Annotated in this window: 1 protein-coding gene; it reads right to left on the reverse strand. The window is 73.3% G+C overall.

Features of this window, described 5'->3' with window-relative positions; all coding sequences use genetic code 11:
• The coding region (locus tag FRW57_RS22525; protein WP_152187129.1) for a molybdopterin-dependent oxidoreductase at positions 1-640 on the reverse strand (640 nt) is incomplete at both ends.

Genomic DNA, 640 nt, shown 5'->3' on the forward strand with positions numbered 1-640 from the left:
GCTCACCGGCACGGCGCGGCACCCACGCCAGCTTGGCGCCGGTGATGGCGGCGAGGGCCGAGGCGGCCGAGAGGGCACCCGGCACCGTGGCGAGCCGCTCTCCGACCAGGATGACGGCGTCGCTGCGCAGCGCGTTGCTCGCCTCGACGATCTCGGCGACGTCCTCGTGGCCACCGGCCAGGGCGCGGAGCACCTCGGTCTCGGTGCCCGGTGCGGCCGAGATCAGCGTGCCGCCTGTCTTGACCAGCGCGGGCGTGACGAACGGCGCGACCGAGAAGACCCGGGTCTTGTGGGCGCGGTGTGCCTTGCGTAGCCGCAGGAAGACGATCGGCGACTCCTCCTCGGGCTCGAACCCGACCAGCAGGACCGCCTTGGCGGACTCGAGGTCGGCATAGGTGACCGCGAGGCTGGTGGCCGCGACGTGACCCGCGAGGAACTCCGCCTCCTCCTGGGAGTGTGGACGGGCCCGGAAGTCGATGTCGTTGCTCTGCAACACCGTGCGGGTGAACTTGCTGTAGGCGTAGGCGTCCTCGTTGCTGACCCGCCCGCCGACGAGCACGCCGGTGCCACCCGAGGCGCGCGCGGCGTCGAGCCCGCGAGCCGCGACCTCGAGGGCCTCCGGCCAGCCGGCGACGCGCAG

The organism is Segeticoccus rhizosphaerae, from assembly GCF_009192725.1.
Taxonomy (GTDB): Bacteria; Actinomycetota; Actinomycetes; order Actinomycetales; family Dermatophilaceae; genus Segeticoccus; species Segeticoccus rhizosphaerae.